This window comes from Streptomyces sp. RKND-216 (assembly GCF_004795255.1).
GTDB classification, from domain to species: domain Bacteria; phylum Actinomycetota; class Actinomycetes; order Streptomycetales; family Streptomycetaceae; genus Streptomyces; species Streptomyces hazeniae.
The window spans coordinates 3479351-3500021 of the sequence record NZ_SSBQ01000002.1; the positions used below are offsets into that span (position 1 = coordinate 3479351).

A 20671-nucleotide genomic window follows, 5' to 3' on the forward strand; every position below is an offset into this window, starting at 1 on the left:
CCGGCAGCCGGAAGGGCTACGGGACGACGACCTCCTCGATCTGCACACTGCCCGCGCCCGTCGTGGTGCCCCGCGCGTTGACCAGCTGCACCTCACCGAAGAAGGTGCGGCCCTCTGGTGCGTCGCCGGCCACCACGACCTCCGCGTCGACGGTGGCGGACTCGCCGTTGCCGAGGGCGACGGTCCGGTTCTCGTCGACCTTCACCTCGCCGAGTGCGGAGGAGAAGTAGACGTCGCGGTAGTCGAACGCGGTGCTGCCGGCCGGCACGGAGTATCCGTCCACGGTGATCGTGTACGTGCCCGCCTCCGGACTCAGCAGCGTCACCGACTCCTCCGAGTCGCCGTCGGCGTCCGAACCGACGACCTCACCGTCGAGGGAGACGCTCAGGTCCAGGTCGGCGCCGGTGTCGGAGGTGGAACCGATCACGACGTCCACGCGCGAGACGCCCTCGCCGATGACGAGAGTCCTCTCCTGGGACTCGCCGTCGGAGATGGTGGGACGCTCCTGCCGGGCGGACCCCAGCTCGCCGCCTCGCAGCGAGCCGTCGACGGCCCCGAACTCGTTCGTGACCTCCCACTCGACCGGAGCAGGGGTCCCCACCTCGGCCTCGGGAAGCGTCTGCACCGCGGGGTCGAAGGTGGTGCCCAGCGCCATCGCGGTCAGGGTGAACGGGTTGTTCAGCCGCGGCGAGGTGCGCCGTGCCTCGACCTCGAACTCCCAGACGCCCGGAAGCGGTTCCTCGTAGGAGCGCAGGTCGGGACGGCAGGTGTTGTCCGGGTTGTCATAGTTGTTGTAGCAGTAGACCGTCGACGTCGGATCGGCGGGGAGACCGTAGGGGTTGATCGCGACCCAACGGGTCTGGCTGTTCTTCCTCAGGCCGCTCATCGCGACCTCGAGCGTCTTCGCGCCCTCGGGCACGGTCACGAAGTACGACCGCGTGCCGTTGCGCTGCACCGACCCGCGCTCCTGCACGGCGTAGGCCGGGGTGACCTGGTCCTCCGCCGCGACGACGGTCGCGAGGATGTGCTTGTCGACGCCCTCGGTGCGCTCGTCGTCCAGGGTGAGGGAGGCACTGTGGATGCCCGCCCGCTTCGCCTTCGCGCGGAGCTTCACGGAGACCGGCTCGTTCAGCGGCAGTGCGATCTCGTCGTCGCCGACCAGCCGGAAGGTGCCGTCGTCGTTGCTCAGGCCGAGTTCGTGTTCCACCGGCCGGACAGGACCGCTGGTGCGGGTGATGTCGACGGTGTAGGTGCGGCGTTCGCCGACGGTGAGACCGCCCTCGCGGTCGTAGAGGCCGCTGCCGAAGCCCGGCTCCTTCAGGAAGCCGGACAGCGCCGTGTCCACCGGCGCCTTGACCGTGTACGCGTGGGCCGTGGCGCCGCGCCTGATGGACTTCCAGGCGTCCTCGACGTCGATGAGGCCCGCACCCTGCTCGTACGCCTGCCGGCCCTTGATGGTGTCGGCCGTGCTGGTGAGAGCGGTGCGCAGGCTGAGAGGGCTCAGCTCGATACCGCGCCGCTTCGCCGCCGAGATCAGCAGCGCGGAGGCGCCCGCCGCCTGCGGGGAGGCCATCGACGTGCCCTGGAACATGCCGTAACCGGGCGGCAGGTCGTAGCCCGCCTCGGGGACCGGCTGGCCGGGCTGCCAGCTCGGCACGGTGTTGACGGAGGCGCCCGGAGCGGCGATCACCGGGGTGAAGCCACCGTCCTCACGCGGTCCGCGGGAGGAGAAGGGCATCATGTCGTACTTCGTCTTCACCCTGGAGCCGTAGTTGGCGGCCCACGTCTCCTTCGAGACCGACGCACCGACGCTGAGCACCTTGTCGGCCAGCGAGGGGTCGCCGATGGTGTTGGCGCCCGGACCGCTGTTCCCCGCGGAGATCACCAGTTGCACGCCGTAGGTGTCGATGAGCCGGGTGTAGAGCTCGGCGCGTGCGTTGTTGCCGTCGTTCAGCGCCGGCAGACCGCCGATCGACATGTTCACGATGTCGACGCCGCGCTCGGTGACCAGATCGATCATGCCCTCGGTCAGTGCGACGCTCGTGCAGCCCCCACTCCACGAGCAGGCGCGCGAGGAGACCAGCTTCGCGCCGGGGGCCGCGCCGTCCATCTCGCCACCGAACAGGCCGTTGGCCGCCGTGATACCGGCGACGTGGGTGCCGTGCGCGGACTCCACGACGCCGATGTTGACGAAGTCGGCCTTCTTCCCGACCCAGTCGCCCCCGTAGGGGTCCATCGGGACGTCCTTGCGGATCTCCACGACGAACGGGATGCGCTCGGCGATCTCCGTGTTCGGGTCGTCCTCGCCGAACCAGCCGATCTGGAAGCCGTCCTTGTACGGCTTCATCGCCTTCTGGTCGCCGAAGTTCCCGTCGTCGTCGAGGTCGACGCGCACCGTGCCGGTCGCGGGCTCGTACAACACGCCCCAGCGGTCGGTGGTGTCACCGTCCCGGTTGAGGTCGCCGGCCATGTCGCCGCCGGTGGTCACCGACTCCGAGAAGCGGCTGATCTGGTACGACCCGGCGGGCGCGGACCACGTGCGGTCCGCGTACTCGAACGTCGGGCCGGAGACCGAGGTGACCATCGGGCGCCACGTGCCGTCACCGTCGATGATCGGGTCGGTCGCGGTCACCCAGTCGACGATCTTCCGCTCGCCCGTGGTCGTCTTCTGCAGCGCCGGGTGGCCGAGGTCGACGCCCGAGTCGAGAACGCCGATCGTGACGCCGCGTCCGTCCGCCCTGGGGTTGTCGTCGACGAAGTCGACGGCGCCGGTCTCGGCGGCGGGCTGGTACGGGTTGTCGGCGGGGGTGTCCTCGCCCGGGCCGGGCTGGGACCCCCGCTTGCCGTTGTTCGCGCCCTTGGCGCGGTCGGCCTCCGGCGCCGGATCGGGCAGCGGGATCTCCTGGAGCAGGTCGATACCCACCACGTCCGACAGCTTCTTCGCCCGGTCGATCGCGCCCTCCGCCCGGCCGGTGGGCACAGTGGCACGGACGTACCCGAGCTTGTCGTCGACGCGGCCCACGGAGCCGCCCTTGACGGAGTCCAGCTGGCCGGCGACCTTCTCGGTGGCACCGGGCCGGGTGGCGAGCATCATGGTGACGTTCTTGTCGCCCTCGGCCACGGCTTCGGCCAGGAGCTCGGCATCCTGCGAACCGAGCTTGTCGTCGGCCGACTTGGCCGGAGTAGCGGGGACGGGATCACCGTCCGCTGCGACGACGGCAGCCGGGCTGGTCGCGGCGATGGCCACCACCAGCCCGGCTGCCAGAGCCAGACGCGCCGTGCGTCTCACCCCCGAAGAGGCGGGCGCGGGTATCCAGAAGGAAGGCATAGGCATCCTCAGTTCAGAACTTCCCTGTCCGGCGGTCCGGAGCCGGATCGCTCGCACTTTCGTCCATGGGACGTATGTTGGGGAAGAAGGCGCCCATACCGTAATGGGGTCGTAACCCGGTGCTGGGGCGCCCAACGCCTTTTCGGTACCGACCGGTTCGGTGACGAGGCTCGGCTGCGGCGAGCCCCGGCCCGTCCGGATCAAAATGGATGGCCGGGGGCGAGTCTGACGCGGCAGGATGCTCCGCATGACGCTGCCCACCCCGAAGCTGCACACCTCCCGGCTCCGGCTGCGGCCGTTCACCGACGCCGACGCGGCGCCGCTCTACACGCTGCACAGCAACGCCCGCGTGCTGCGTTACTGGGACTCCCCGCCGTGGACCGAACCGGCCCGCGCCCAGCGCTTCCTCGCGACCTGCCGGACGATCGAGGAGGAAGGCACGGGCGCGCGCGTGGCCGTCGACCGCGTCTCCGACGGCGCGTTCATCGGCTGGTGCGGCCTGTCCGACTGGAACCCGGACTTTCGTAGCGCGTCCCTGGGCTACCTCTTCGACGCAGCCGCGTGGGGCCACGGATATGCCACGGAGACCGCCCAGGCCGTCCTGCAGTGGGCGTTCGACGCCCTGGACCTGAACCGCGTCCAGGCCGAGGCCGACACCCGCAACGTGGCGTCCGCGCGGGTCCTGGAGAAGCTCGGCTTCGTCCGCGAAGGCACCCTCCGCGAGGACTGCGTCGTCAACGGCGAGGTCTCCGACTCCTGGGTCTTCGGCCTCCTCCGCCGCGAATGGCACCCGACGGCCACGCCGACGGCCGGCCGTTAGGCTTTTCGTCCGCGTCTTGCAAGGCTTCCCGCGTGGCGCCGTGTGCCACACGTCGAGCGGGGCGAGCATGTGCGGGCCGAGTCTTCTCCCCGCACCGAGGCGATGCGATGTCCGACCGTGCCGACCACGTCCGCCGCGCAGCAGGTGCACCAGGGGGGACCCTGCTGCATCAGCGGCCGGAGCGGTGGCTGTTCCGCGGCGTCTACGGACTCGTGCTGGCCAGCGCCATGGTGGCCGCACTGGACGCGACGGGCGACACGGCCGACCCCGGCCCGGACGCGCTGTGGGTCCTGCTCAGCGCTCTGGCGTCGGGAGCCGCCCACGGCTTCGCGCACGTCATCGCCCAGCGTGCCTCCGCCGACGAGGCAGCCACTCTCAGCCGACTGCGGTCGGTCCTGGCCGAATGGCCTCTGGTCGCCGCAGTCCTGCCGACAGTGGCGTTCCTGCTCGCCGCGCTGGCCGGATGGTGGCCGGAGAACACAGCCGTCGACGTGGCCCTGCTGTTCAACACCGCGGCCCTGCTGGCCCTGGGAACCGCGGCAGCCCGCATCGCCGGCCGCAGCTGGCCGTACTCCTGCCGCGCAGGCAGCCTGGACATGCTGCTCGGCGTGGTGATCATCTCCGCATACGCCCTGCTCGAATAGCCGATCCCCTGGGCCCCGGTAGCCGGGCTCCGCATACTCGGGGATTCGGCGAACCCGACCGCGCCTTGTCACGCCATCCGTCGATGGCGGCGATGCGGTTGAGTGCTGCTTGCTGCTCGTCGTCCGACTCGGCACCGTGGTCTTCTTCGAGACGTTCGGCCAGCTCGCGCAGCCGGTCCATGCCCTCCGGCTGAGCGACGGCGGCCGCGATGCAGGCGGACACCCCGCGCGCGTTCACGCGTTCTTTGATCGATTCCGCCCGCTCTTCCGGCACGCTGATGGTGATCTTCCGGGTTGCCATACTGTACATATGGCATGAGCTGCGATCCGCGCCCCTCGGCATTTCCCCCGGCAGGACTCGGCTGATCGCCGCTGTCGATGTCAGAGCTGGATGTCGAACGCCCCGGAGCTTGATCGCTCCGGGGCGTCTTGGCTGGTGCCCCCGGCAGGATTCGAACCTGCGACACCCGCTTTAGGAGAGCGGTGCTCTATCCCCTGAGCTACGGAGGCGGGACGGGAGAGCGGACCGGGGGTCGCGCTCCGGGTGCGTCCGGGAACCTCGGCGCAGGGGCGCCGGGCTCCGGGGACAGCCTAGCGGATGTGATCGAACGGGGCCCGCGTGGCCGCACGGGTCAGAACGGCATACGGCCGCGGGCGCGGCGGCCGGCGGAGCCGCTGCGGCCCAGGGCGCGGGAGCTGCTGCGGAAGGGCTTGCTGAAGAGGCGGCCCAGGGGGCCGGGGGCCTTGCCCGCCGTGCGGGAGCCGGCGCCGAGGGTCTTGTGTGCGCCGCGCTCCGGATGCCGCGAGAGGCGGGGGAGGAGGAAGGCGAGGGCGAGCAGGAGTACGCATCCGGCGATGATGGCCACGGCCGTCATGGACTTCTCCCTTCGTGAGGTGCCGCCCCTGCTGTCCGGCGGAGGGCGGGGCGGCTCGTGGGGGCCGGGTTCCCGTTGCGCGGGTGGTCATGCGCCGACGGGCCGGGAGGGGCGTGGGCAAGTCCGCTGCGGGGGCGGGCGGTACGGGGATCTGGGGCCGGGCGTGTGCGGTGCGGGCGAGGTCCGTGCGGCCCGCCGGGTGGAGGGTGCGGGTGGTCGGCGGCCGCGGGGCGGCGGGATGAGGTGTCGCCAAGGTCACGCGCGGACGGCATCGTTGCCCCAGGACAAGTGACCGACCCGGCGGTACGGTGAACGGGAAGGCTCACCACAAACAGAAGGAAGCCGAACGAAGTGGTCGGTATCCCCGCCGTGGAGCGTGCGCTGCGCGATGCCGCCCCGCATCAGCTGCTGGACGTCGTGACGGCGGCCATGAAGGACCAGTACGGTGCCACCGGCGTCGAGCTGCGCATCGCCGACTACGGCATGAAGTCGCTCCAGTCCGTCGAGTTCGGCCCGCTGGCCGTGGAGCCGCTGCCCCTGCACGACAGTCCGCAGGGGAGGGTGTTCGGCGCGCAGGAGCCGCTGGTCGTCCGGAAGGCGCCGGGGCTGGCCACGGTGCACATGCCGGTCACGGTCCGGGGTGACCGGATGGGGGTGCTGTCCGTCACGCTGCCCGAGGAGCAGTACCGCGAGGCGGCGCTGCCGGAGATGCAGCACGTGTGCGCGGCCCTCGGGCACGAGATCCTGGTCGCTGAGCGGGACACCGACCTGTTCCAGGTGGCGCGCCGCACGTCCCGCCTCACGCTCGCCGCCGAGATGCAGTGGCAGCTGCTGCCCGGCCGCTCCTGCGCCCGCCCGGAGTTCGCGCTTGGCGGCCACCTGGAGCCCGCGTACGCCATCTTCGGCGACAACTTCGACTGGTCGGCGTCCCGGGACCGCCTGACCCTCGTCGTGACCAACGGCATGGGTGACGGCATCGAGGCCGCTCTGCTGTCCAGTCTCGCCGTCAACGCGCTGCGCAACGCGCGTCGCGCCGGGCTCGGCATCGCCGACCAGGCCGCTCTGGCGGACCAGGCGCTGTACGCACAGCACCACGGCGAGCGGTACCTGTCGGTACTGCTGCTGGAGTTCGACCTGGCCACCGGCGCGGTGACGGCCGTGGACGCCGGCTCGCCCCGGCTGTGGCGGCTGAGGGAGGGGAAGGTCGAACGGGTCACGTTCGAGGCGCAGTTGCCGCTGGGCATGTTCGAGGAGACGCCGTACGTCTCCGAGTGCTTCCAGGTGCGGCCGGGGGACCGTCTCCTGATCACCAGCGACGGGGTGTACGACACGCCCTCGCCCGGCGGAACGGGCTACGGCGAGCGGGCCCTGGCGCGTTCGCTCGCCGCAACGCGCCTGCTCCCCGCGGACCAGGTGCCGCGTGCGGTGCTGCACGAGCTGACCGACTACCGGGGCCGGGGCCCGCTGGAGGACGACGCGCTGGTGGTCTGCCTCGACTGGCACGGACGTCCGGCCCTGGTGTGAAACACGGGGTCGGCGGGGTGGGACGTCGTTGCGGCTGTTTCAGGCCGGGCGGGTGTCCCCGGCGCCCGGAGGTTCTCCGGAGTGTGCGTGCTCTCCCCGCGCGGCGAACCGGAAGCTCTCCAGCCCGCGGGCGAGGTCCCGTCGGGCCTGGGCGGGCATCCGGTCGAGCACCTTCAGCAGAGCCTCTTCGCGGCGGGCGCGCAGGTCCGTCAGGTACGTGCGGGCCTTGCGGGTGAGGTGCAGTTGCAGTTCCCGCCTGCTGACCGGGCTCGGCCTGCGCTCGACGTAGCCCGTGGCCTCCAGGCGGTCGCACAGCCGGCTGACCGACGACGCTCTCGAATCGAGCAGTTCGCCGAGCCGGCGGAGATTGATGCCCTCTTCGCGGTCCAGGCTGTACAGAACGCGCAGCTGGAACGCGGAGACCGGCGCGGGTGAGGCGGCGTCGAAGCCGCGCTCCCACAGTACCTCCAGCATCTCGATGGCCTCCGCCGCCGCCCGTGCGGCGGCGTGGGACGGCTGCGGCGAGGAAGAAGGCGCGCCCATAACTGTGCCACTCCACGTGATCCGTCGTCCGCCCGCGAGGAGGTCGGCCTCACGGGCCTGCGGGGACGAGGGAGATGCCGCGTCCCGGTCTCTCAGGCCTCCATTTGCCCGCATTCTCCCCCGCCACACGTGCATCCGGCCGACCATGGGGCGTGGAATTCGGTGGCGGCAGGTGTAGACGCCTCCCGGCCGGGCACATTCCCCCATGCCTGATGACAACAGTTGCCTTTCGGAGAGTGTCGAAATGAGCACCGCAGCGCGAGTCCCGTCGGCAGTCGAGGCCGGCACCAGCGTCGCACGCCCGCACGAGGCCGCCGAGGCGGGCCTGCCGCACGTCGCCGAACCCGGCGCCGTGGCCCCGCACGACGCACGCGAGTTGTCCGTTCTGTTCTTCCGGCGCCTGCGGACCCTGGAGGAGGGCACGCCCGAGTACCAGTACGCGCGCAACACCCTCATCGAGATGAATCTGACGCTCGTCCGCTACGCGGCGGGCCGCTTCCGGCACCGCCACCAGTCGGAGGAGGACATCGTCCAGGTCGGCACCATCGGACTGATCAAGGCCATCGACCGGTTCGACCTCGACCGCGGAGTGGAGTTCACCTCGTACGCGGTGCCGTACATCACCGGCGAGATGCGGCGCTTCTTCCGCGACACCACCTGGGCCGTGCACGTGCCGCGCCGGCTCCAGGAGCTGCGCATCCGGCTGGCCATGGCGAACGAGGAACTGCTCGCCGAACTGGGGCGCCCCGCCTCGGCGGAGGAGGTCGCGGGCCACCTCGGCATCACGGTGGAGGAGGTCGTCGAGGGGCAGGTCGCGGCCAACGGGTACTCCGCCGAGTCCCTGGACGGCGCGCTGAGCGACCGCGACGAGGCCGACGGCCACAGCCTGGGCGACCGGCTCGGAGCGTGCGACCCCGCTTTCGACGCAATCGAGGGATTCGAGGCGGTGCGTCCGCTGCTCGCCGAACTCGGCGACCGCGACCGCCGGATACTGGAACTGCGCTTCGGCGAGGAGCTCACCCAGTCCCAGATCGGGGAGCGCCTGGGCATCTCGCAGATGCACGTGTCGCGTCTGCTCTCCGCCTGCCTCAAACGCCTCCGTACCGCTGTGAACGAGGACAGCGCCTGACCGTAGGGCGGCGCCGCGGGGGTCAGGCCGGACGGGCTTCGTCGTCCGGTGCGCTGCGGCGACCGGTGTCGACGGTGCGGACGGCGGTGGCGAAGCTCTCCAGCCCGCCGAGCAGCCGCCGCCGTTCCGTGGCGGGCATGCGGCTCAGTACGGCCTCCAGGGCGTCCTCGCGGCGAGTGCGCAGCTCGGCCAGGTACGTCACCGCGCGCCGGGTCAGGTGCAGTTCGAGTTCGCGCCGGCTGACCGGGCTGGGGTGGCGTTCGAGGAGGCCCATGGCCTCCAGCCGGTCGCAGAGCCTGCTGACGGACGGCGGGGCGGAGCCCAGCAGTTTGCCGAGGCCGCGCAGGTTGATGCCGTCCTCCTGCTGGACCACGTGGAGCACGCGGAGCTGGGACGGCGAGACGGGCTTGGTCGGCACGGCGTTGCGGCCCTGCTCCCAGAGCACCTCGAGCAGTTCGACGACGTCGACGGCGACCCGGGCGGCGGGGGATGTGGAACTGCCCGCGGAACTCGCGCCCATAGCCTGCCACTCCCAAGATCATGTCTCCGGCGCACGCGTTCCTCACGCCGCCGGCCCCGTCCCCGCACCCTAGCCGACCCTCCGTGCACCGGCCGGTGGGGAGTGGCGCGGCGGCTGCGGAGGAGGGGCGTGCGGCGGCGCTGCGTGCGGAGGTGTCAGCCGGGGCGGTAACCGGACCTGCGAGCGCTGCGCGCCCAGAGGGAGCCGGCCAGGCCGAGGATCAACACGATCGCGCCGGTGGCCCATTCGAGCCGCGGGGCGCCGACGGCCGCGTTCGGAGGTTCGCCGTAGTTCCACAGGAACGGGGAGACGATCAGCCACGCGCCGAGCAGCGCGATGCCGACGGAGGCGAAGAGCTGCCGCAGCGGGCGCAGGAAGCGACTGAGCGCGAGGAACAGCAACAGGACGCCGACCACGGATTCGTTGAGGTAGGCCTGGCCGCCCTTCTGCGTCTCGGCGTAGCCGACCGCCCAGGCGCCGATGCACAACCAGAACGCCACCGGGACGCACAGCAGGGCGGTGGCCTGGTCGCGCACGACCAGGTTGTCGAGGCGGCGGGCGCGGTCGATGCGCGCGCGGTCGGCGGGGGAGAGGTCGGTGCGTGGGCGGTCGCTGCGGGCGAGGCCGGTCCCGGACGGGGCGTGGCGGTCGGTGACGGTGCGGGCGCGGTGCGAGGCGGTGGCCATGACGGGTGGCTCCCTTCCCGGCTGTACGGACCGGCTGTACGGACCGGCTGTGCCGCACCCCGGCTGCACCGATTCCGGTCGTGCCGCGCGGGGTGGAGGGCCCGGGTAGCCTCCGGAATCCGCCCGAAACGGACCGGTGGCCGGGATGCGGAAGGCGGGGGCGGGAAGGCGAGGGCTGCGCGCGCCGTGGAGCACGGCAGGCCCGTGCGGGGCGGGCGCGGCGTGGGGCGGTCCCGGCGGTCAGCCCACGTCGCCGACGGCGGCTCCGCAGCGGGGACATGTGGTGGGCGGTGCGGCGTCGGCGAGGCGGCCGCACGCGGGGCAGACCCGGTCGAGCATGCAGGCCGGCTCACCGCCGAGGTCCTGGTCGGCGGGTTCCCGCGCGTCGGCGCGCGGCGGGTGGGGCTCGGGAGCGTCGTCCTGCCGGTCACGGGTCATGGGTGCATTGTGGCGCGACAGGGCGCGACAGGGCGCGACAGGGCGCGACAGGGCGCGACAGGGCGCGACAGGAGTGAGCCCCGGCGCGGGGGACGCCGGGGCTCACGTCGGGTGGCCGGAGGGGGCTCGTCAGTAACGGAGGCCGTGGCCGAAGGGGTAGAGGTCCTGGTCGGGGTCGTCGAGGGTGGGGATGGAGACGGGCAGCTTGCCCCGCGGGTCGAGCTTGCCGAACAGTGCGCGGGCCACCGCGTCCAGCGACGGGGCGCCGTAGGAGTACGTCGCGAGGTACGCGCCCACGTCAGGGAAACGGCGGATGTCGTACGGGTTCCGCACCGCGACTGCGACGACCGGCGTGCCGGTGGCGCGCAGTGCCTCGACCAGCTTGGCCTGCGCGACGCCGCCCTCGCTGCCGGCTGCGGCCGCGTTGGCGGTGACGACGACCAGGTCGGCGTCCTCCGCCGCTGCGACCGTCTCGGCGATGACCGCGTCGGACGGGCGGGTGCCGGTGTCCTTCGCGGTGGCGGTCTGCCCGGTGTGCCGCGACACGGCCTCCGCGAGCGTCGTGGTCGTCGAGGCACCCCAGCCGGCCACCAGCACCGAGCGCTGCGTCCCGGTCGACAGCGGCAGCACGCCCTCGTTGCGGACCAGGGTGACGCTGTGGTCCGTGATCTCGCGGGCGGCGGACAGGTGGCGACGGCGTCCGACGACGCGTTCGGCGCGGCCCTCGCTGACGTAGGGGTTGCCGAACAGGCCGCGCCGCAGCTTGTGCAGCAGTACCCGGCGCAGCGAGGCGTCGATGCGGTCCTCGGAGATCTCGCCGGACCGCACGGCGTCCAGCACCGCGCCGAAGGCGGTGTCCAGGTCGGGGGCGAGCACCAGCTGGTCGCAGCCGGCCTGGAGGGCGCGCACGGGCGCGACGTCCGGCGGGAAGTCGTCGGAGGCGCCGCGCATGTCGAGCGCGTCGGTGACGATCAGGCCGTCGAAGCCGAGTTCCTCGCGCAGCAGGCCGGTGATGATCGGCTGCGACATGGTCGCCGGGACGCCGCTCGAGTCGAGCGCAGGCACGACGATGTGCGCGGTCATGATGGTGTCCACGCCCCGCCGGATCGCGGCGCGGAAAGGCGGCAGGTCGATGCTGTCCAGCTCCGCGCGGGTATGCGTGATGACCGGCAGGCCGTAGTGCGAGTCGGTGTCGGTGTCGCCGTGGCCCGGGAAGTGCTTGGCGGCGCTGGCGACGTCGCCCCGGTGGTAGCCGCGCACGCCCGCGCCCACCATGTCGGAGCACAGGTCCGGGTCGGAGCCGAACGAGCGGACGCCGATGACCGGGTTCTCCGGGTTGATGTTGACGTCGGCGACCGGCGCGTAGTTCTGCGTGATGCCGACGGCGGCGAGTTCGGTGCCGATCACGCGCGCGGAGTCGTACGCGTCGCCGGTCGAACGGGTCGCGGCCAGCGCCATGTTGCCCGGCATCATCGTCGCCGGCTCGGTGAGGCGGTAGACGACGCTGCCGCCCTCCTGGTCGACGGAGATGAGCAGCGGGACGCGGCTGGCGCGCTGGAGACCGTTGGATAGGCCGGCGATCTGCCGGGGGTTCTGCACGTTGTCCGGGCCGCGGCGGGCGTCGAAGTAGATGACACCGCCCGGCCGGTACTTGGCCAGCACCTCGGCGGGCGTGTCGACGCCATACAGCTCGCGGTTCCTGGGGTGTGCGGTGTCGGCGGTCTGTCCGTAGACCTCGACGACGAAGAGCTGGCCGACCTTCTCCTCCAGCGACATGCGCCGGGTCAGTCCGTGCGCGTGCCGCAGCGCGGCGCGTTCGGCCTCGCTGCCGGTGGGCGCGGCGGTGGCGGTCTGCGCGATGCCGAGGGCGGCCACGGCGCCGGCGGCGCCGGCCAGAGTCTGTCTACGGGAGGGCTGCTGCATCGGAATCGGAACGCTCCTCACATGGGCGGCGGTTGGCCTGACGGCCGGGGACTCGGGGGGTTGGGGTGGTGCGTGTCGGGTGGCGAAAGGGACTGCGAGGACGGCACATCGTTGCAGCGCAGGGCGGGCGGGTACCAGACGCCGCGCGGACCTTTAGTGGTACAGACCAGTGGCACGGCGGATGGCGCATGCATCCCCGGGGCGGGGGTAAGGACTGCCAGACAGCCCCGAAACCCGAGTGGGGGGTGACGGAACGTGCGTGCGTTCCTGTCCCGCATCACGAACACGGAACAGAGCAAACCGAGCAGAGCCGGCGCCGCGAAGGCCCGGGCCGGCGGTGCGAGCGTCAAGAAGGCCGCCAAGGGCGGGCGTGCGAAGGCGGGCGGCGGATCGCGCCCGGGCACCAGGACGAGGCCGGGCCGGAAGTCGGGCGCCTCGACAGGTGCGAAGGCCGGCGCGAAGCGCCGTTCGACGTCCGGCGGCACGGCCGCGGGGGCGTCCGGAATGGCCGGCGGGTTCCGCCGCTGGTGGACCGGCCGGGAACACGAGCCGGGAAAGACCGGCGGCGCCGCGCAGCGGACGTCGAGGTGGAGGGCGGAGCGGAAAACGGAGCGGGAGCAGGACGCCGCGAAGGGCGCGCCCGTCCCGCGCTCCGCTGACGAACGCCGCGGCCCCTCCGGGTTCGTGCGAGTGCTGGCGATGCTGCTGGCGTTCGCCGGGATGGTCGCCTTCGCGGGCGTGCTGTCGCGGCTGACGCTGGAGCCGTCGGCGGCGTCCGCGTCCATCGCGCACACCAACCTCGAACCGGGCTCCTCCATCCAGGCATACCTCTCGCAGCCGGCGTTCCAGGACACCGTCAAGCAGCTCGGCGGCAACATCGTGCTGGGCATACCCTTTGGCCTGCTGCTGCCGGTGCTGGTCCCGCGTGCCCGCGGTCTCCTGCGCGTCACCCTGGCCACGGCGGTGGTGATGCTGCTCGTCGAACTGGTGCAGGGCGCGCTCATCAACGGGCGGGCGTTCGACGTCGACGACGTGATCCTCAACTGCAGCGGTGCGCTCCTCGGCTACCTGCTGCTCGGCCGCCGGCTGGGCCGGGCCGTTCACCCGCCGCGCCGCCGCTGGTGGCAGCGGATGACGGGGCGTCCGGTCGCGGGTTGAGTGACCGGGCGGGACACGGATCCCGTAGTGCCGTCGCCCGCCGTCTCCCGGCTGCTTCCCGGGCCCGCGCCCCCTGCCGCCCCACCCCGGGGTCGATGCGTGTACACCGGGGGGCGCTCCGGCCTACCATGGCGAATGCCGCGCTCGTACGCACCACCGGGAGCCGCCATGAGCCCGATCGCAGGCCCCGCCGGACGCCCGCCCGCGCGCCCCCGCCCCCGTACGGTGCCCGCGGCCCTCGTGACGTTCGCTGTCCTCGTGCTGACCCTCGGGCTGGCTTCCTGCGGCACCGCCGACGGGTCCGCGGACGGCCTCTCGCGGGACGTCGGCGTGGCGGCGTGGACCGACGCCCGGACCGGTGTGCTGGCGGTGGCACGGCAGGCGGACGCCCAGCTCGGCGCTGCCGCCGAGGCCGCGCGTACCGGCGCCGCCGACGCTGCCGAACGGGCGGCTGCGGAGCAGGCGCGCCGGGCGGCGGTCGAGGCACAGGGAGGCGCAGGGCAGCCCGCTGCCCGCCCCGGAGGTTCGGCGGCCGACGAACCCGCGCAGTGCACCACCCGGCCCGAGGACCGGGCAGCGTGCACCACGCCGGAGGGCGCCGAGGTCACGCCCGGCGGCGGCGACGTCGACGGCGACGGCGTGTTCGAGCCGCACGAGCCGGTCGGACCCGGATACAAGGACCCGCGCGCCTACGACGGCGGGCCCACTTCCGGCGAGACGCAGTGCCAGTGGGCACGCGAGCAGGGCCACGGCTGCTGACACGGCGCGAGCACCGCCCGGGAACGCGCAGCGTTCCACGGCCGCCCGCCTGCGCGTACCGGACTCGTCGCTCGTCAGAGGGTGTGGCCCCGCACGGCGGAGACCGCCTTGCGGGCCGCCACCAGCACCGGGTCCCACACGGGGGAGAACGGCGGCGCGTACCCCAGGTCCAGCGCGGTCAGCTGCTCCACCGTCATCCGCGCGGTGAGCGCCACCGCGGCGATGTCGACGCGCTTGCCCGCACCCTCCCGGCCGACGATCTGCACGCCCAGCAGGCGGCCCGTTCGGACCTCCGCGAGCATCTTCACGTGCATGGGCGCGGCTCCGGGGAAGTACCCGGCGCGGCTGGTCGCCTCGACCGTCGTGGAGACCCAGCGCAGGCCGAGCTCGTCCGCCTGCTGTTCCAGCAGGCCCGTACGGGCGATCTCCAGGTCGCACACCTTGCTCACCGCCGTGCCGACCACGCCCGGGAACGTGCCGTAGTCGCCGGCCACGTTGGCGCCGATGATCTGGCCGTGCTTGTTGGCGTGCGTGCCCAGCGCGATGTGCCGGGTGCGGCCGGAAACCAGGTCCAGCACCTCGACGCAGTCGCCGCCGGCCCACACGTCCGCCCTGCCGCGCACCCGCATCGTCGGGTCGGTCAGCAGCCCGCCGGAGTCGCCCAGCGGCAGGCCGGCCGCCCCGGCGAGCGAAGTCTCGGGCCGCACACCGAGACCCAGCACGACGACGTCCGCCGGATACTCGCCCTCGTCGGTGGCGACCGCGCGGGCGTGTCCCCGGCCGTCGGTGAGGATGCCCGTGACGGCCTCGCCGGTGCGCACGTCCATGCCCATGCCGCACATGGCCTCGCGCACCAGTGCACCCATGTCGGGGTCGAGGGTCGTCATGGGCTGCTCTGCCCGGTCCAGCACGGTGACGCGGTAGCCGCGGCGCACCAGGGCCTCCGACATCTCGACGCCGATGTACCCGGCGCCGACGACCACGGCCCGGGGCTCCCGCCCGGCCGGTGCCCCGGACTCCTGCTGCTCCAGCGCGTCGAACAGCGCGGTGCCGTCCTCCAGCGACTGCACGCCGTGCACACCGGGGGCGTCGATCCCGTCCAGCGGGGGGCGCAGCGGGCGCGCGCCGGTCGCGAGGACCAGCTTGTCGAAGCCCGTCCACTGCCCGCGCCCGTCCCGGTCGCGGGTGCGGACCCGCTGCCCGTCCAGGTCGAGTTCGGTCACCTCGGTGTGCAGCCGCAGGTCGATGCCGCGCTCGCGGTGCTCCTGCGGAGTCCGGGCGATCAGGTCGTCCCGCTCGCCGACGTCGCCGCCGATCCAGTACGGGATGCCGCACGCCGAGTAGGAGGTGAAGCGGCCGCGTTCGAAGGCGACGATCTCCAGTTCGTCCGGCTTCCGCAGACGCCGTGCGCGGGATGCGGCGGCCATTCCGGCCGCGTCGCCCCCGACGACGACGAGTCGCTCGGCCGCCATCAGCAGCGGCCCGCAGGCGGGCACGGCCGCGTGGACTCGGGCACGAAGCTCATCACCACTCCCGTGCTGGGGATCGTTGCCGACGTGGTCAGCGTACCCAGACCTTCAGCGGCAACGGCTCGCGTACGGGTGGGCCGGTCGCTCGTGCCGACCGCCGGTCGTCGTGGCACGGGAGGACCCGGCACCCCCGTGGTGGTGCCGGGTCCTCGGCTGCGCCCGCGGTGCGGGCGTCAGTGCCGGGAACCGGAGAGGTCATCCCCGGCTATTTCCGTTGAGTGCTGTGACTTGCTGCGCGGCTGCGGCGCTCCCCGCGGTCCTTGATGGGTCATTGAGGACCGGAACCGTCCGCAGAGCTTCCTAGGCTGGCCGCATGCTGCGACCCACCCTCGCCCAGCGCCGCGCGATCCTGGCGCGCCGCCACCTGCTGGCCCCCTCCGCCCGCGCCGCGACGACCGAGCAGGTCACCCGCGCCCTGCTCGCCCTGCACGCCACCGACGCCGCCACGGTGACCCTCAGCGCCTACACCCGTCTCGCGGCGCCGGACCTCGCCGACATGGAGCGAGCGCTCTACCAGGACCGCACGCTGCTGCGGATGCACTGCATGCGCCGCACCCTGTTCGTCGTCCCGGTCGAGGACGTGCCGCTCTACCACTTCTCCACCACCCTCGACGTCGCCCGCCGGGAGCGGGCGTCGCTGCTGCGCCTGCTCCGCGGCGCGGACACGCCGTGGGACGCCGCCCGGCTCGCCGCGGCCGAAGAGGAGGCCGTGGCGGCGCTGCGGCGCCTCGGCGAGGCCGGCGCGACCGAGATCTCGGCGGAGGCGCCCCTGCTCGGCGAGATGATCACGCTCTCGCCCGGCAAGCGGTACGAGGCGCGGCAGCGCGTCGGAGGCTGGGTGCTGCGGCTGCTGGCGATGGACGGCCGCGTCCGCCGCGGGCGTCCCCTGGGTGGCTGGACCTCCGGCCGGTTCCGTTACGGGCTCGCCCCGGAGATGGCCCCGATGGACCCCGCCGAGGCCAAGGCAGAGGTGGTGCGTCGCTGGCTCGCCTCCTTCGGGCCGGGCACCACCGACGACGTGAAGTGGTGGACGGGCTGGACGGTCACCGCCGTACGCCGGGCCCTGGCCGACGTCGGCGCCGTCGAGGTCGCGCTCCCGGAGGGGCAGGGCTGGCTGCTGCCCGAGGATGTCGAGACTCTTGCGGGTGCGGGTGCGGGTGCGGGTGCGGGTGCGGGTGCGGGTGCGGAGGAGGTGGAGCCGTGGGCGGCACTGCTGCCCGGCCTCGACCCGACCACCATGGGCTGGAAGTACCGCGACTGGTATCTCGACCCCGGGCACCGGTCGCTGCATTTCGACACCAACGGCAACGCCGGGCCGACGGTCTGGTGGAACGGCGAGATCGTCGGCGGCTGGGCCTGCCGGCCCGACGGCGAGGTGGTCTGGCGGCTCCTGGCCGACCGGGGTGCAGAGGCCGCCGCCGCGGTCGAGGCCGAGTCCGCCCGACTGCAGGGGTGGCTCGGCGAGGCGCGTTTCGTGCCCGCCTTCCCCACCCCGCTGGCCCGCGAGCTGACCCACGGCTGAGCGGCCCGCCGGGCGCGCTGACCGGGACGGTGACCGGGGCGGTGACCGGCGCGTCGGGGACTACAGCACCTTCTCGAAGCGCTCCACGTCGTGATAGCGGCCGAACTTGCGGCCGGCCTCCCGGTAGAGCCCGCACCGTTCGAAGCCGAATCTCCGGTGCAGCCGGACGGACGCCTCGTTGGGCACCGTGATCCCCGCGTACGCCCGGTGCAGGTCCTCGCCCTCCAGCACCTCGAAGAGGTGCCGGTACAGCAGGGTGCCGAGCCCCCGCCCGCCCGCGTCCGGGGCGACGTAGACCGAGCACTCGATCGAGGTGGCATAGGCAGCCTTGGGCTTGAAGGGGCTGCTGTGGGCGTACCCGAGCAGCCGTCCGGGCGCCGCCGCCGGCCTGTCCGGTGCATGACCACCGCGCTGCCGGGCAACCAGGAGACGGTGTGGGCCGTCCTTACGGTGGGACAGCAGCCACGACCGACGTTGTTCGGGGCTGAAGGGCGCGGTGTCGAAGGTGATCGCGGTCTCGCGGACGTAGCGGTTGTAGAGGTCCGTGAGCGCTTCGAGGTCGCTCTCGTCCGCCGCCCTGACCAGGATGTCGGAGCCGTGTGTCACCGGGTTTCCCTTCTGTGTGGCGAGGCAGGGTACTGCATGATCGGAAAAATGATGCGCGTTGTGGGAATTCTGTCCTGATTCCCGTCGTTGTTTCCCTTGGATGCGGGAACTCGGCCAGGACCCGGTCCGCCCACTGATTCGCAGTCGAACACGCTAGGGAGCACGCATGGCAACCCGTGCCGTCGCCCGTCGTTCCGCCGCCACCACCGACGCCACCGACACGACCGCCAGGGTCCGCGCCGGAGGCGGCGAGGTGGCGGACCGCGACCTGGTCGGCATGTACCTCGACGAGATCGCCCGCACCCCGCTGCTGGACGCGGAGAAGGAAGTCCAGCTCTCCCTCGACATCGAGGCGGGCGTCTACGCCGGCCGCATACTCGACGGGTTCGAGGAGCCTGTGTCCCAGGACGCGCCGAGCGCGACCGCGGACCGGGCCGAGCTGGAGGCGCTCGTCGCTCAGGGCGAGCGCGCCAAGGACGTCTTCATCCGTTCCAACCTGCGTCTGGTGGTGGCCGTCGCCCGGCGGTACCCGCGCAGCGGCCTGCCCCTGCTCGACCTGATCCAGGAGGGCAACGCCGGCCTGGTGCGCGCCGTCGAGAAGTTCGACTACCAGAAGGGCTTCAAGTTCTCCACGTACGCGACGTGGTGGATCCGACAGGCCATCACCCGGTCCATCGCCGACCAGTCCCGCACCATCCGGCTGCCCGTGCACCTGGTGGAGGAGCTGGGGCGCATCCGGCGCGTGCAGCGCGAGTTCAACAAGGAGCACGGCCGTGAGGCGGAGCCCGCGGAGGTGGCCGGCGAACTCGGCTCCACCCCGGAGCGGGTCGCCGACGTGCTGGACTGGGCCCGCGACCCGGTCAGCCTCAACATGTCCGTGGACGACGACGGCGAGACCCAGTTCGGCGACCTGCTGGAGGACACCTCCGCGCACTCGCCGGAGGACTCGGTCCTCACCCTGCTGCGCCGCGAGGAGCTGGACGGCCTCATCGGTCGGCTCGACCACCGCACCGCCTCCATCATCAAGGCCCGGTACGGGATGGTCGACGGACGCGAGCGCACCCTGACCGAGGTCGGCAAGCAGCACGGACTGACCCGGGAGCGCATCCGGCAGATCGAGAAGCACGCCCTGCTGGAGCTGAAGAAGCTCGCGCACGACACGGGCTTCGACGCGGCCGCGTAACGACGCCGCCGCGGAGGCCGGGCGCCCGCCGGGGCGCCCGGAGCACGCGAGGGCGGCGCCCGCGGCGTGCAGCCGGCAATGCCGGCGGTCCGCCGGGCAACGGAGCCCGAAATTCAGCCCTGGCCGTACAGGTCCGTGTAGGAGGGGAACAACCCGCCCGGGCCGTCCACAGTCTCGGCTGCCAGCGCAGCCCGCACCACTGCCCGCGTCACCACGTCCGCCCCCGCGGACAGCACCTCGTTCAACCGGGCCTCCTCCACCTCGTGTTCGCCGGTCGCCAGGGTGAACACGGTGTCCCCGTCGTGCAGCAGGTGCACCGGACGGATCGCCCGCGCCAGGCCGTCGTGCGCCGTCCCGGCCAGCTTCTGCGACTGAGCCCGGGTCAGGCGGGCGTCCGTACCCACGACCGCGAGGGTGGTGTTCAGCGGCGGCCGCACCGAGCCGGCCCAACGCCGCTCGGACCCCTCGCGCGCCGTCTCCATACGCCTCAGCGCCTGCGCATGCAGCTCCGGCGACGGAACGGTGGCGGATCCCGTCCACAGCTCGCCGTAGAGCACCCCGGACGAAGCGTCCGTCAGGGAGCCGACGGCGTTCACCACGACCAGCGCCCCGACGGTCACACCCGACGGGAGCAGCATGCTCGCCGTGCCAGTGCCGCCCTTCATCCCACCGGCGACCGCGCCCGTCCCCGCGCCGACGTTCCCCTGCTCCGGGGCCTCCGGCCCGGCGGATCCGCCTCCGTCCGTCCGCCCCGTCCGGCTCGCGGCCGCCGCCTCGACCGCCTCCCGCCCCAGCTCCGCGTCCGGCCGGGCCCGCCAGTCGCCGCCGCGGCCCAGGTCGAAGAGACAGGCCGCCGGCACCACCGGAACCACCTGGCCCGGCTCGGGACCGATCCGGAATCCGCGGTCGTGCTTCTCCAGCCAGGACATCACCCCGGACGCGGCGTCCAGCCCGAAGGCGCTGCCACCGGTCAGCACGACCGCTTCGACACGCTGCACCAGGTTCCGCGGGTCCAGGGCGTCCGTCTCGCGGGTGCCCGGGCCGCCGCCCCGCACATCCACCGCCGCGACCGCTCCGCCCTCGGGCGCCAGCACCACGGTCGTACCGGTCAGCCGGCCACCTCCGGTCCGCCGGGCGTGGCCCACGCGCAGGCCGTTCACATCCGTCAGGGAGTCCATGACCGACCTGGATACCAGCACCGGGGCCCGGCGGCCGTGCCCCGGTGCGCGCCCGGAGTGGCGGGAGCCTCCGGAACGCCCCGTACCCTGGTGGCATGACGGACAGCGCAGCACGGCCGGACGGGCCGGACGCCCACCAGCCCCCGACGGCGCTGGTCTTCGACGACCCACTGGGCCGGACCTCCCAGGACGACGGCGACGTGGGCTGGGGCGACCGCCCCGCCTCCGGCGGCGGAGCCGCGGACCTGGCTCGATTCCTGGACGAGAAGCCGCCCCACCACCTCTGACCGGGCCCGCAGACCACCG

The 20671-nt window shown here is 72.9% G+C and carries 20 protein-coding genes and 1 tRNA gene; 9 read left to right on the forward strand and 12 right to left on the reverse strand.

Going from position 1 to position 20671, the window contains the following annotated elements; translation table 11 throughout:
- Positions 1 to 16: 16 nt before the first annotated feature.
- Complete coding sequence (locus tag E4198_RS15595; protein ID WP_136183689.1) at positions 17 to 3328, reverse strand: S8 family serine peptidase; 3312 nt, start codon at positions 3326 to 3328, stop codon at positions 17 to 19.
- 247 nt (positions 3329 to 3575) lie between these two features.
- Here E4198_RS15595 and E4198_RS15600 point away from each other — a divergent pair, with 247 nt between their 5' ends.
- Complete coding sequence (locus E4198_RS15600; protein ID WP_136183690.1) at positions 3576 to 4148, forward strand: GNAT family N-acetyltransferase; 573 nt, start codon at positions 3576 to 3578, stop codon at positions 4146 to 4148.
- 107 nt (positions 4149 to 4255) lie between these two features.
- Positions 4256 to 4792 (forward strand): hypothetical protein, encoded by a 537-nt coding sequence (locus tag E4198_RS15605; RefSeq protein ID WP_136183691.1) that lies wholly within the window; start codon positions 4256 to 4258, stop codon positions 4790 to 4792.
- Here E4198_RS15605 and E4198_RS15610 read toward each other — a convergent pair.
- From E4198_RS15610 to E4198_RS15620, 3 genes are all read right to left on the reverse strand, one after another.
- Positions 4764 to 5093: a hypothetical protein gene (locus E4198_RS15610; protein ID WP_247597700.1), complete on the reverse strand. Its 330-nt coding sequence runs from the start codon at positions 5091 to 5093 to the stop codon at positions 4764 to 4766. The genes E4198_RS15605 and E4198_RS15610 overlap by 29 nt on opposite strands.
- Before the next feature lie 133 nt (positions 5094 to 5226).
- A tRNA-Arg gene (locus tag E4198_RS15615) sits at positions 5227 to 5302 on the reverse strand.
- A 122-nt stretch (positions 5303 to 5424) separates the two neighbouring features.
- Positions 5425 to 5667 carry a DUF6411 family protein gene (locus E4198_RS15620; protein WP_136183692.1) on the reverse strand — a complete coding sequence of 81 codons (243 nt, stop codon included), beginning with the start codon at positions 5665 to 5667 and terminating at the stop codon, positions 5425 to 5427.
- A gap of 351 nt (positions 5668 to 6018) precedes the next feature.
- On the opposite strand from E4198_RS15620, the gene E4198_RS15625 reads away from it, so the two are divergent.
- Positions 6019 to 7191: a PP2C family protein-serine/threonine phosphatase gene (locus E4198_RS15625; RefSeq protein WP_136183693.1), complete on the forward strand. Its 1173-nt coding sequence runs from the start codon at positions 6019 to 6021 to the stop codon at positions 7189 to 7191.
- Between the two features lie 39 nt (positions 7192 to 7230).
- On the opposite strand, the gene E4198_RS15630 is transcribed toward E4198_RS15625, so the two are convergent.
- Positions 7231 to 7734: a MarR family transcriptional regulator gene (locus E4198_RS15630; protein ID WP_136183694.1), complete on the reverse strand. Its 504-nt coding sequence runs from the start codon at positions 7732 to 7734 to the stop codon at positions 7231 to 7233.
- A 244-nt stretch (positions 7735 to 7978) separates the two neighbouring features.
- On the opposite strand from E4198_RS15630, the gene E4198_RS15635 reads away from it, so the two are divergent.
- On the forward strand, positions 7979 to 8863 hold the full coding sequence (locus E4198_RS15635) for an RNA polymerase sigma factor SigF (protein WP_136183695.1): 885 nt from the start codon (positions 7979 to 7981) through the stop codon (positions 8861 to 8863).
- Positions 8864 to 8885: 22 nt separating this feature from the next.
- Here the strand turns inward: E4198_RS15635 and E4198_RS15640 are convergent, their stop codons facing one another.
- The 4 genes from E4198_RS15640 to E4198_RS15655 all read right to left on the reverse strand — a co-directional run bounded on the left by E4198_RS15640 (position 8886) and on the right by E4198_RS15655 (position 12430).
- Entirely contained in the window at positions 8886 to 9383 is a 498-nt protein-coding gene (locus E4198_RS15640; protein WP_136183696.1) for a MarR family transcriptional regulator, read from the reverse strand.
- 155 nt (positions 9384 to 9538) lie between these two features.
- Positions 9539 to 10069 (reverse strand): hypothetical protein, encoded by a 531-nt coding sequence (locus tag E4198_RS15645; protein ID WP_136183697.1) that lies wholly within the window; start codon positions 10067 to 10069, stop codon positions 9539 to 9541.
- Between the two features lie 240 nt (positions 10070 to 10309).
- Positions 10310 to 10507, reverse strand: coding sequence for a hypothetical protein (locus E4198_RS15650; RefSeq protein ID WP_136183698.1), 198 nt, complete (start codon positions 10505 to 10507; stop codon positions 10310 to 10312).
- Between the two features lie 129 nt (positions 10508 to 10636).
- Positions 10637 to 12430 carry a glycoside hydrolase family 3 protein gene (locus tag E4198_RS15655; RefSeq protein WP_136183699.1) on the reverse strand — a complete coding sequence of 598 codons (1794 nt, stop codon included), beginning with the start codon at positions 12428 to 12430 and terminating at the stop codon, positions 10637 to 10639.
- Between the two features lie 504 nt (positions 12431 to 12934).
- Here E4198_RS15655 and E4198_RS15660 point away from each other — a divergent pair.
- Entirely contained in the window at positions 12935 to 13588 is a 654-nt protein-coding gene (locus E4198_RS15660) for a VanZ family protein (RefSeq protein WP_247597930.1), read from the forward strand.
- Between the two features lie 168 nt (positions 13589 to 13756).
- Positions 13757 to 14347: a hypothetical protein gene (locus E4198_RS15665; RefSeq protein WP_136183700.1), complete on the forward strand. Its 591-nt coding sequence runs from the start codon at positions 13757 to 13759 to the stop codon at positions 14345 to 14347.
- 74 nt (positions 14348 to 14421) lie between these two features.
- Here the strand turns inward: E4198_RS15665 and E4198_RS15670 are convergent, their stop codons facing one another.
- Entirely contained in the window at positions 14422 to 15819 is a 1398-nt protein-coding gene (locus tag E4198_RS15670; RefSeq protein ID WP_210732936.1) for an FAD-dependent oxidoreductase, read from the reverse strand.
- Positions 15820 to 16189: 370 nt separating this feature from the next.
- On the opposite strand from E4198_RS15670, the gene E4198_RS15675 reads away from it, so the two are divergent.
- A complete protein-coding gene (locus E4198_RS15675; RefSeq protein WP_210732833.1) occupies positions 16190 to 17398 on the forward strand; it encodes a winged helix DNA-binding domain-containing protein in 1209 nt (402 codons plus the stop codon).
- Positions 17399 to 17458: 60 nt separating this feature from the next.
- Here E4198_RS15675 and E4198_RS15680 read toward each other — a convergent pair whose 3' ends face one another.
- Entirely contained in the window at positions 17459 to 18004 is a 546-nt protein-coding gene (locus E4198_RS15680; RefSeq protein ID WP_136183701.1) for a GNAT family N-acetyltransferase, read from the reverse strand.
- Positions 18005 to 18170: 166 nt separating this feature from the next.
- On the opposite strand from E4198_RS15680, the gene E4198_RS15685 reads away from it, so the two are divergent.
- Positions 18171 to 19187, forward strand: a complete 1017-nt coding sequence (locus tag E4198_RS15685; protein ID WP_136183702.1) for a sigma-70 family RNA polymerase sigma factor — start codon at positions 18171 to 18173, stop codon at positions 19185 to 19187.
- Between the two features lie 113 nt (positions 19188 to 19300).
- Here E4198_RS15685 and E4198_RS15690 read toward each other — a convergent pair whose 3' ends face one another.
- Positions 19301 to 20365: a P1 family peptidase gene (locus E4198_RS15690; RefSeq protein WP_136183703.1), complete on the reverse strand. Its 1065-nt coding sequence runs from the start codon at positions 20363 to 20365 to the stop codon at positions 19301 to 19303.
- A 95-nt stretch (positions 20366 to 20460) separates the two neighbouring features.
- Here E4198_RS15690 and E4198_RS15695 point away from each other — a divergent pair, with 95 nt between their 5' ends.
- Positions 20461 to 20652, forward strand: a complete 192-nt coding sequence (locus E4198_RS15695) for a hypothetical protein (protein WP_136183704.1) — start codon at positions 20461 to 20463, stop codon at positions 20650 to 20652.
- Positions 20653 to 20671 lie beyond the last annotated feature (19 nt).

Excerpts from the sequence above, each read along its gene's own strand:
- E4198_RS15595 (WP_136183689.1), bottom strand. The coding sequence starts at position 3,328 with ATGCCTTCCTTCTGGATACCCGCGCCCGCCTCTTCGGGGGTGAGACGC.
- E4198_RS15600 (WP_136183690.1), top strand. The coding sequence starts at position 3,576 with ATGACGCTGCCCACCCCGAAGCTGCACACCTCCCGGCTCCGGCTGCGG.
- E4198_RS15605 (WP_136183691.1), top strand. The coding sequence starts at position 4,256 with ATGTCCGACCGTGCCGACCACGTCCGCCGCGCAGCAGGTGCACCAGGG.
- E4198_RS15610 (WP_247597700.1), bottom strand. The coding sequence starts at position 5,093 with ATGGCAACCCGGAAGATCACCATCAGCGTGCCGGAAGAGCGGGCGGAA.
- E4198_RS15620 (WP_136183692.1), bottom strand. The coding sequence starts at position 5,667 with ATGACGGCCGTGGCCATCATCGCCGGATGCGTACTCCTGCTCGCCCTC.
- E4198_RS15630 (WP_136183694.1), bottom strand. The coding sequence starts at position 7,734 with ATGGGCGCGCCTTCTTCCTCGCCGCAGCCGTCCCACGCCGCCGCACGG.
- E4198_RS15635 (WP_136183695.1), top strand. The coding sequence starts at position 7,979 with ATGAGCACCGCAGCGCGAGTCCCGTCGGCAGTCGAGGCCGGCACCAGC.
- E4198_RS15640 (WP_136183696.1), bottom strand. The coding sequence starts at position 9,383 with ATGGGCGCGAGTTCCGCGGGCAGTTCCACATCCCCCGCCGCCCGGGTC.
- E4198_RS15645 (WP_136183697.1), bottom strand. The coding sequence starts at position 10,069 with ATGGCCACCGCCTCGCACCGCGCCCGCACCGTCACCGACCGCCACGCC.
- E4198_RS15650 (WP_136183698.1), bottom strand. The coding sequence starts at position 10,507 with ATGACCCGTGACCGGCAGGACGACGCTCCCGAGCCCCACCCGCCGCGC.
- E4198_RS15655 (WP_136183699.1), bottom strand. The coding sequence starts at position 12,430 with ATGCAGCAGCCCTCCCGTAGACAGACTCTGGCCGGCGCCGCCGGCGCC.
- E4198_RS15660 (WP_247597930.1), top strand. The coding sequence starts at position 12,935 with ATGGCCGGCGGGTTCCGCCGCTGGTGGACCGGCCGGGAACACGAGCCG.
- E4198_RS15665 (WP_136183700.1), top strand. The coding sequence starts at position 13,757 with ATGAGCCCGATCGCAGGCCCCGCCGGACGCCCGCCCGCGCGCCCCCGC.
- E4198_RS15670 (WP_210732936.1), bottom strand. The coding sequence starts at position 15,819 with ATGGCGGCCGAGCGACTCGTCGTCGTCGGGGGCGACGCGGCCGGAATG.
- E4198_RS15675 (WP_210732833.1), top strand. The coding sequence starts at position 16,190 with ATGCTGCGACCCACCCTCGCCCAGCGCCGCGCGATCCTGGCGCGCCGC.
- E4198_RS15685 (WP_136183702.1), top strand. The coding sequence starts at position 18,171 with ATGGCAACCCGTGCCGTCGCCCGTCGTTCCGCCGCCACCACCGACGCC.
- E4198_RS15690 (WP_136183703.1), bottom strand. The coding sequence starts at position 20,365 with ATGGACTCCCTGACGGATGTGAACGGCCTGCGCGTGGGCCACGCCCGG.
- E4198_RS15695 (WP_136183704.1), top strand. The coding sequence starts at position 20,461 with ATGACGGACAGCGCAGCACGGCCGGACGGGCCGGACGCCCACCAGCCC.